At 66.1% G+C, this 8,508-nt stretch carries 6 protein-coding genes and 3 tRNA genes; 5 read left to right on the top strand and 4 right to left on the bottom strand.

The window, feature by feature from the left end; all coding sequences use genetic code 11:
• Positions 1–139 precede the first annotated feature (139 nt).
• Complete coding sequence (locus tag NTW26_06060) at positions 140–1,039, bottom strand: glycine--tRNA ligase subunit alpha (protein ID MCX7021822.1); 900 nt, start codon at positions 1,037–1,039, stop codon at positions 140–142.
• A gap of 244 nt (positions 1,040–1,283) precedes the next feature.
• On the opposite strand from NTW26_06060, the gene NTW26_06055 reads away from it, so the two are divergent.
• The 3 genes from NTW26_06055 (at position 1,284) to NTW26_06045 (ending at position 4,616) form a co-directional block, all read left to right on the top strand.
• Positions 1,284–2,333 carry a M20/M25/M40 family metallo-hydrolase gene (locus NTW26_06055; protein ID MCX7021821.1) on the top strand — a complete coding sequence of 350 codons (1,050 nt, stop codon included), beginning with the start codon at positions 1,284–1,286 and terminating at the stop codon, positions 2,331–2,333.
• A 33-nt stretch (positions 2,334–2,366) separates the two neighbouring features.
• Positions 2,367–3,416 (top strand): M42 family peptidase, encoded by a 1,050-nt coding sequence (locus NTW26_06050; GenBank protein MCX7021820.1) that lies wholly within the window; start codon positions 2,367–2,369, stop codon positions 3,414–3,416.
• Positions 3,417–3,608: 192 nt separating this feature from the next.
• Positions 3,609–4,616, top strand: a complete 1,008-nt coding sequence (locus NTW26_06045) for a M20/M25/M40 family metallo-hydrolase (GenBank protein ID MCX7021819.1) — start codon at positions 3,609–3,611, stop codon at positions 4,614–4,616.
• Between the two features lie 402 nt (positions 4,617–5,018).
• Here NTW26_06045 and NTW26_06040 read toward each other — a convergent pair.
• The 3 genes from NTW26_06040 to NTW26_06030 all read right to left on the bottom strand — a co-directional run bounded on the left by NTW26_06040 (position 5,019) and on the right by NTW26_06030 (position 5,731).
• A tRNA-Ala gene (locus NTW26_06040) sits at positions 5,019–5,094 on the bottom strand.
• A 218-nt stretch (positions 5,095–5,312) separates the two neighbouring features.
• Positions 5,313–5,406: transfer RNA gene (locus NTW26_06035), tRNA-Ser, on the bottom strand.
• Positions 5,407–5,639: 233 nt separating this feature from the next.
• Positions 5,640–5,731: transfer RNA gene (locus tag NTW26_06030), tRNA-Ser, on the bottom strand.
• A 116-nt stretch (positions 5,732–5,847) separates the two neighbouring features.
• Here NTW26_06030 and NTW26_06025 point away from each other — a divergent pair.
• Both NTW26_06025 and NTW26_06020 read left to right on the top strand, forming a co-directional pair.
• The gene (locus NTW26_06025) at positions 5,848–7,284 is read left to right on the top strand and encodes an RtcB family protein (GenBank protein MCX7021818.1); all 1,437 of its coding nucleotides are present in this window, start codon (positions 5,848–5,850) and stop codon (positions 7,282–7,284) included.
• A complete protein-coding gene (locus tag NTW26_06020; protein MCX7021817.1) occupies positions 7,281–8,504 on the top strand; it encodes an NAD(P)/FAD-dependent oxidoreductase in 1,224 nt (407 codons plus the stop codon). The genes NTW26_06025 and NTW26_06020 overlap by 4 nt, the downstream gene beginning before the upstream one ends.
• The last annotated feature ends 4 nt before the right edge of the window (positions 8,505–8,508 follow it).

The following is an 8,508-nucleotide window of genomic DNA, read 5'->3' as shown; positions in this document are numbered from 1 at the left end:
GAGCCGAGGGCCGTCATCGAGACGAACCCCAGATCGTTCTGAATCTCCTTGTCATGCAGGAGGGCCGCGAGGTCGGCCAGGGCCGGGGTGAGGAAGCGACTCGGCAGGTCCTCGACGCCGATTTCCAAGAGGAAGTCCATCACGCCCCCCCCGCCTCGGAACCGAGAATCCAGTCCGGCCTCTTTTCGATTCGTTCGAGGTAGAGGGAGGCGAGAGCGGAGGTAATCTTGCGCAGTCGGCCGAGGTAACGCGCCCTCTCGGCCACGCCCACCGCCCCCCGGGCGTCCAGGACGTTGAACAGGTGGGCGGCGTAGCTGACGAGGTCGTAGGCGGGATAGATGAGCGGCAGGGAATCCATCAGCAGCCTCTGGGCCTCCTTTTCGAGCTCGTCGAACTGCCTCGTGTAAAGTTCCACGTCGGCCGTTTCGTAGGCGTAGCGGCTGTTCTCGTACTCGGACATCTGCTGGACCCGCCGGTAGCTCACGTCGGGCGACCAGAGGAGATCGAAGCCCGAATCCACGCCGGCGATGTACATCAGCAGGCGCTCCAGGCCGTAGGTCAGCTCGACCGTGACCGGCTTGAGCGGGATGCCGCCCATCTGCTGGAAGTAGGTGAACTGGGTTATCTCCATCCCGTCCAGCAGCACCTGCCAGCCCGTGCCCCAGGCGCCCAGGGAGGGGGATTCCCAGTTATCCTCGTCGAACTTCACGTCGTGGTCCAGCGGCTCGATGCCCACCGCCCGAAGCGAGTCCAGATAGACGTTCTGGATGTCGGCCGGCGAGGGCTTGAGTATGACCTGGAGCTGGAAGTGCTTGTAGAATCGGTGGGGGTTCTCGCCGTAACGGCCGTCGTCGGGCCGGCGCGAGGGTTCCACGTAGGCGGCCCGCCACGGCTGCGGCCCCAGGACGCCGAAGAAGGTCAGCGGGTTGGCGGTCCCCGCTCCCGTGGGCATGTCGTAGCCGTGGCCGATAAGGCAGCCCTGGTCCGCCCAGAAGCGGTAGAAACGGAGGGTTAGCTCTTGAAGCGTCAGAATATTCATGCTCAATATAGTGTCATCGGAAATAAGGACTGGACGCCGGTTCGCAGCCCGGTAAAAACCCACGCAAAGCGAGATTTTAGGCCTTCCCGGTTACCGTGTCAACCTGCGGCGCCGGGTCGGGGGTGCTGTTCCAAGTCCGTACACGCCGCCGTTTACGGTCTCGCCGTCGCAGTTGCCCCTTGACCGTGCAGGGGATTCCCCGTATACTGTGCCCTCGAAGAAACCGACCCAAAGGGGAGCCCGCTTGGAAGAGATCCTCAGAAAGCTCACCGGGACCGTCGGTCTCACCGGGATGGAGGAACCGGCCGCCCAGGTCGTTCGCGAGCTCTGGGAACCGTACACCGACGAGCTGCGCACGGACCGGATGGGGAGCGTCATCGGGTTCAAGCGGGGGGACGGGCCCAAGGGCGAAAGGCTCCGCCTGGCCGTTCTGGCCCACCTCGACCAGATAGGCCTCGTGGTGCACAAGATCGAGCCGGGCGGCTACCTGCGTCTTCACCGCGTCGGCGGGGTTGACCGGCGCATCCTGCCGGGTCAGATTCTCACCGTGTGCGGCCGTGAGCCGTTGAAAGGCGTCGTCGGCTCGGTGCCTCCCCACCTGCAGCAGGCCAACGAGAAGAATTCCGTCACCTCCTGGAACGACCTCTACCTGGATACCGGGCTCCCGGAGCGCGAGGTGCGGAAACGAGTTCAGGTGGGCGACCCCGTGGGTTACCCCACGTCCTGTGTCGAGCTCGCCAACGACCGGCGGGCGATGTCCGGGGCCGACGACCGCTGCTCCGTGGCCGCCGTCACTTGGGCGCTCCGGCTCGCCCGGCGCCAACGGCACACGCACGACATCTACGTCGTCGCCGAGGTGCAGGAGGAGTGGACCGGAGTCGGCGCCTACGCGGCGGTTTACGGGATCGAGCCGCACTGCGTGATCGTCGTAGATGTGGACCAGGGGCGTCACGAGGGGGTTTCGGATAAGGACTCCGTCGAGCTCGGCAAGGGGCCGTCGGTCAGTTTTGGTCTCAACAACCACCCCGACCTGGTCGAGACGACCCTGAAGGTCGCCGCGGCCCAGAACATCCCCCACCAGAAGTTCTTCTGGCCCAGCCCCTACGGCACCGACGGGTCCACCGTCGAAACCCTTCACTCCGGCATCCCGACCATCAACCTGGGCATCCCCCTCGCCTACATGCACTCCACGGTGGAGATGCTGGATATGGGCGACGTGAAGAACGCCGGCCGGCTGATCCTCGCCATCGCCGACGCCGACGGACTGCCGGTCATCCCGCCGGTGGATTGGTAAACGAAGTAACGGCCCCGGCGAAAGGATTCATTCATGCTCGACAAGCTCTCCAACGCCTTAGGCACGTCGGGATACGAGAAAGAGGTCCGCGAGCTCATCCTTGGCGAGATATCCAAGAAGGTGGACCTGCACCGGGTGGACACCCTGGGCAACCTGATCGTGCGCGTACCCGGCCGCGCCCGGTTTAAAGGTCCCCGCCTCCTCCTCTCGGCCCACATGGACGAGGTCGGCTTCGTCACGAGCGAGATTACCGGCTCCGGGGATCTGAAGTTCGCAAAAATGGGCAGCACCGATGACCGCGTGCTCTTGAGCAAGCGGGTCATCGTCCGCCACGAAGGACAAGAGGTGCCGGGCATCATCGGCATAAAGAGCCCGCACCTGCACAAGAAGCGCGAGGAGTTAGAGCAGGTCGTGGAATACGACAAGCTGTACGTGGACATCGGTTGCAGGAAGAAGGAGGAGGCGGAAAAGCTCGTCGCCGTGGGGGACGGGATTTACTACGATACCCGCTACTTCGAGCAGGGTGGCCGGTCCTTCGGGAAGTGCTTCGACGACCGGGCCGGCTGTTCCGTCATCGCGGAGGTCGTCAAGGGGTCGCCGAAACTGACCGGCGGTACGCCCTTCTACGCCGCTTTCACCACCCAGGAGGAGATAGGCGTCCGGGGGGCGCGGGTGATCGGGAACGCGGTGAAGCCCGACGTCTACATCGCCGTCGAGGGCACCGCCGCCGGGGAGGGGCCGCCGTCGTGGATCGGCCGCGACGCCTCGCCCTCCACCGAGCTGGGCAAAGGACCGGCGCTCTCCATCCTCGATCAGAGCCACATTGCCGACCCCGCCTGGCTCGAGTTCGTGAAAAGTATCGCCCGCGACGAGAACATCCCGTACCAATTCAAGAGGTTCGTGACGGGGGGCACCGAGTCCAGCGTCGTGCAGCGGAGCATGGCCGGCGTGCGCGTCGTGACCATCTCGGTCCCGGTCCGCTACATCCATTCCCCGGTGGGCATCCTCGACAGGGGCGATTACCGGAACACGAAGCGGCTCGTGGCCGCCGTCATCCGCCGCCTCGGGGAATTCAAGCCCTAGCCGAACAATGGGGTGAACAAGGGGTTTAACCGAGCGAACCGAGCGAACCGAGCGAAGCGAGCTACGCCCCCGGCGAACCGAGCTATGCCCCTGGCAAACCGAGCGAACCGAGCGCAGCGAGCTACGCCCCCGGCGAACCGAGCTACGCCTCTGGCGAAACCCCTTGCCTTACCCCTTGCTGGAGGACTACCGATGGAGGAAACCATCCGCGCCCTGTGCCAGCTCTACGGCCCCTCGGGTCACGAGGAACGGGTTGTGGAGAGGATCGAGAAGATGGTGAAGCCGCACGTGGACGAGCTTCACCGCGATGTGATGGGCAACCTGCTGACCCGGATCGGCTCGGGCGGCAGTAAGCTGATGTTCGCCGCCCACACCGATGAGATCGGTGTGGTGGTGCACTACATAGACGATAAGGGTTTCGCCCGCATCTCCCCCGTGGGCGGGGTGCAACCGCTGTGGCTCTATGCGCGGCGGGTCCAGTTCGCCAACGGCACCGTCGGCGTCATCGGCCGGGAGCAACTCGGCACCGAGCCGAAGAACACGGACTGGAACAACCTGTTCCTCGACGGGGGGGTAACGTCGCGCAAGGACGCCGATAAGCTCATCGCCGTCGGCGACTTCGGGGTCTTCGTGCGCTCCACGGTCGCCCAGGGCAAGGTCTTCATCTCCAAGGCGCTGGACGACCGAATCGGCTGCGCCGTCCTCGTCGAGGCCCTCAAGAAGCTGAAGAAGAAGGCGAAGAACGAGGTCCACTTCGTATTCACCGTTCAGGAGGAGGTGGGCGTCCGCGGCGCGCGTACCAGCGCCTGGAGCGTCACCCCCGATGTGGGCTACGCCGTGGACATCACCGGCTGGGGGGATACGCCCCTCGTCGAGCCGATGAACGTCGAGCTGGGGAAGGGCGTGGCGATCAAGGCCATGGACCAGGGGACAATCGTTTCCCCCAAGGTCCGCAAGCTGATGGTGGATACGGCCAAGGCGAAGGGCATCCCGTACCAGATAGAGGTGCTGCGCGGCGGCGCCACCGACGCCTTCGCCATTCAGTTCACCAAGACCGGCGTGCCCTGCGGCGTCATCTCCATCCCGACCCGTTACGTCCACCAGCCCAGTGAGATGGCGCACATGGACGACTTCGCCGGCGCCGTGAAGCTGGTCTGCGCCCTGGCCAACGCCGACCACAAGGCGGTTCTGGCCACCTGATTCCGAGCCTTTCCGTAATCAAACGGGCCGGCCATTTGGTCGGCCCTTTTTTCGGGGCGACCGATGGGTGGGGGTTGCCTTTGAACAGCGGCGGGGATAGGAGTCCCCGCCCTACATCCAAGGCTGTGGTTTCCCTCTCGCCCGTGGGAGCGGCGCGCCGACGGGATTAAGGGTGAGGGCTGCCCCATGTCCCCTCTCCCTACTAGGGAGAGGCTTGCCTACGGGCTAGGGTGAGGGTCGGGGCTGAGAACGAAAATGCGGCGGCCCGCGACCTCCCTCTCCCTCCGGGAGAGGGATTGAGGGTGAGGGCCACTATTGATAAAAGACGGCGGGGACTAAAGTCCCCGCCCTACATAAAGATGAAAAAGAGGGCCTACCTACAGGCAGGCCCTCGTCAACGATTGGTGGAGATGAGCGGGATCGAACCGCCGGCCTCAGCCTTGCGAAGGCTGCGCTCTCCCAGCTGAGCTACATCCCCTCACCCCCCCCATCCCCCCCCCAGTCTTGGGGGGGCACAGTCGCGGGGGGAAACTATGTCAATTCGACAATCACCGCCGCGTGCAGGGCCCGGTTTCCGATTGAAGCCCCTCAACCCCCCACGGTGGGGGATTATTCTCTCAATGTACCGCGCGCTCGCGGCGCTGGCTCTCGAATGGATTATAGCGTTCTTCGCGGATTCGCTGGCGGCTCAGCCGCTGGCGGAGAGGGAGGGATTCGAACCCTCGAGGGGAGGATAAGTCCCCTACGCGATTTCCAGTCGCGCCCCTTCGACCAACTCGGACACCTCTCCGCGTGCCTGGAGTACAAAGCCGTTTGTGGGGCGTTTATCCGTACTTTTGTTCAGTACCGCTTGGAATCGTTCGCGGTAATTTTATTTAAACTTACTAAACCGTTCGTTGCGGAACCGGGGTCCAGCGCCCTGCGCTTCAAGAAAAACGAAAGAAGTGAAAAAGGCTTCGCTCGCGGCGCTTACTTGCGAATTACACTAACCTCTCTCCGCGGAACCGCTGGCGGCTCAGCCGCTGGCGGAGAGAGAGGGATTCGAACCCCCGGTGAGCATAAAGCCCACAGCGGATTTCGAGTCCGCCGCATTCGACCAACTCTGCCATCTCTCCAGCGCGGACGCGAGTATAACCGAGGGTGTAGAGGCTGTCAAGAAGCGGCTCACAGACGCCTTGCGCTCAACCGGAGCATCGGTTATTCTCGGGTCGCGACGCAGCGGGGGTTGAGAATGTCGTTGCCGAAAAACATCGTCCGGTTGAGTGCATTCGAGTGGCGTATCGAGCCGGGGTATGTCGGCGGGATGCTCCGCCCGGCGCGGATCTTCGTCGGCGAGGAGGAGCTGAAGCGTGCCCACGACGACGGTGCCCTGCGGCAGATAGCCGAGGTGGCGTGCCTGCCGGGCGGGGTGGGTGAGGCGCTGGCCATGCCGGACATCCACCTCGGGTACGGCTTCCCGATCGGCGGCGTGGCGGCATTCGACGGCGTGGAGGGGATCGTCAGCCCCGGCGGCGTGGGGTACGATATCAACTGCGGTGTGCGGGCCCTGACGACGCCGCTCACCGCGGACGAGGTCCGGAAACGGGTGGACCGGCTGGCCGACACCCTCTTCCGGGAAGTCCCCTGCGGCGTGGGCTCGCACACCCGGGAGTCCTTCTCCGACGATGAGCTGGGCCGCGTCATGCGCGACGGCGCCGGATGGGCCGTCGCCCTGGGGCGGGGCTTCGGGGAGGACCTATCCGCCTGCGAGTCGGAGGGCGCGGTGGAGGGGGCCGATCCCCGGGCCGTCTCCGCCAAGGCCAAGGAACGCGGGCGGGACCAGCTCGGCACCCTGGGGTCGGGGAACCACTTCCTCGAGGTGCAGCGCGTGGCCGAGGTGTACGATTCCGCCGTCGCCGCCGAGTGGGGCGTCGAGATCGTGGACCGGGTCACGGTGATGATTCACTGCGGCAGCCGCGGCCTGGGGCACCAGGTCTGCGACGATTACCTCAAGCTGCTCCGGGCGGGCGGGGGGGACTGGCCGAACCGGGAGCTGGTCTATGCCCGGATCGGTTCCCCCGAGGGCGGGCGCTACCTGGCGGCGATGGCCGCGGCGGCCAACTACGCCTGGGCGAACCGCCAGCTCATCGCCCACAAGGTGCGCGGCGTTTTCGAGGGTGTTTTCGGCGTCCGGCCGGACGCGTTGCGCCAAATATACGACGTGGCCCACAACGTGGCGAAGTTCGAGGAGCATACCGTGGATGGTCGGAAGCGGATGCTGCTCGTCCACCGCAAAGGGGCGACCCGGGCCTTTCCCGCCGGTCATCCCGACCTCCCGGAACGGTTCCGCCCCCTGGGTCAGCCGGTGATTTTGCCCGGCGACATGGGCACGGCCAGCTATTTGCTCCTCGGCATGCCCGGCGTGATGGAGAAGAGCTTCGGCTCGACGGGTCACGGGGCCGGCCGGCGGATGAGCCGCAAGGAGGCGGTGCGGACCCTCCGGGGCCGGCGGGTGGTCGAGGAGCTGGGCGAGCGGGGCGTCACCGTCCGCTGGGAGGGGCGGGACACGCTTTACGAGGAGCACCCACTGGCGTACAAGGATGTTCACGAGGTGGCCGCGGTCTGCGAGGGGGTGGGGCTGGCGCGCAGGATCGTCCGCCTGGAACCGCTGGCGGTGATCAAGGGATGACCTACGACGTGGTCGTTGTCGGTGGGGGTGCGGCGGGTCTGACGGCGGGATTGTCCGCCGCCCGTAGCGGCGCGCGGGTTTTAATCCTGGAGCGAGGCCCACGGTCGGGACGCAAAATTCTCGTCACCGGGAACGGCCGCTGCAACCTGACCAACGCCCTGGCCGACGGAATCGAGCATTACCGCGGCGCCGAGCCGCGCTTCTGCTACGGCGCCCTGCGACGGTTCCCCGTCGCCGACACCCTGGCCTTCTTCGGGAAACTCGGTGTCCCTTGCGTGGACGAGGGGGATGGCCACTACTACCCCCGGTCCTTTTCGGCGGCCGACGTCGCCGATTCCCTGGAGCTCGCCTACCGCGAGGCCGGTGGCGAGGTGGTCGCCAACGCGCGGGTCGTCGGTTTGACCCCCGGCCCGCCCTGGGTCGTCGCTGGGGCGGGCGGCAGGAGCTGGTCCGCCCGGGCGGTGGTCCTGGCGACGGGCGGCCGCTCGACGCCCAAGACCGGCTCGGACGGCGACGGCTTTTCCCTGGCCGCCAAGCTGGGGCACCGGGTGACGCCGGTGGCTCCGGCCATCGTTCCGCTCACCCTCGCGGGGAATTTGGGCCACTTCCTCCAGGGCGTGAAAGTGACGGCTGCGCTGCGGGCTCCCCGGTCTGGGTTGGAGGCGGGGCCCGCGGAGCTGATGTTCGCCCACTACGGCGTTTCCGGTCCGCTGGCCCTGGGACTCTCCGTGGAAATCGGGCTGGCCATCGAAGGCGGCCCGATGGACCTGGAACTCGACCTGTTGCCCGAGATGGGGCCTGAAGAGCTGTCCACGTTCCTGCAATCGCGCGCCGAGGAACACCCCAAACGCGAGCTGGGGAATCTCCTGTTGGGCGTCCTGCCGCGGAAGGTTTTTCCGGCGGTGCTCCGCCAGCAGGGGATTGATCCCGGCGGGTCTCTCGGGGAGATGCGGGGGGAGTTGCGGGAGCTGCTGGTCGGCTTCCTGAAGTCGTACCCTCTGGTCTGCACTGGTACCCTGGGGTGGGACGAGGCGGCGGCGACGCTCGGCGGCGTGGATACCGCGGAGGTGGAGCCGAAGACCCTGGGGAGCCGGAGGCACCCCGGCCTCTTCTTCGCGGGAGAGGTTCTCGATGTCTGCGGGGAGTGCGGGGGGTTCAACCTCCAGTGGGCCTGGTCCTCGGGGTATGTCGCCGGCTTGAACGCGGCCGGCGCGGCTTGAGCCT

The sequence above is a fragment of the bacterium genome, assembly GCA_026398675.1.
In the GTDB taxonomy this organism is placed as follows: domain Bacteria; phylum RBG-13-66-14; class RBG-13-66-14; order RBG-13-66-14; family RBG-13-66-14; genus RBG-13-66-14.
This window is presented reverse-complemented; position numbering and strand designations above follow the sequence as displayed.

What these genes read in the sequence shown, in the direction of transcription:
- NTW26_06060 (MCX7021822.1), bottom strand. Translation starts at nt 1,039, where the DNA reads ATGAATATTCTGACGCTTCAAGAGCTAACCCTCCGTTTCTACCGCTTC.
- NTW26_06050 (MCX7021820.1), top strand. Translation starts at nt 2,367, where the DNA reads ATGCTCGACAAGCTCTCCAACGCCTTAGGCACGTCGGGATACGAGAAA.
- NTW26_06045 (MCX7021819.1), top strand. Translation starts at nt 3,609, where the DNA reads ATGGAGGAAACCATCCGCGCCCTGTGCCAGCTCTACGGCCCCTCGGGT.
- NTW26_06025 (MCX7021818.1), top strand. Translation starts at nt 5,848, where the DNA reads ATGTCGTTGCCGAAAAACATCGTCCGGTTGAGTGCATTCGAGTGGCGT.
- NTW26_06020 (MCX7021817.1), top strand. Translation starts at nt 7,281, where the DNA reads ATGACCTACGACGTGGTCGTTGTCGGTGGGGGTGCGGCGGGTCTGACG.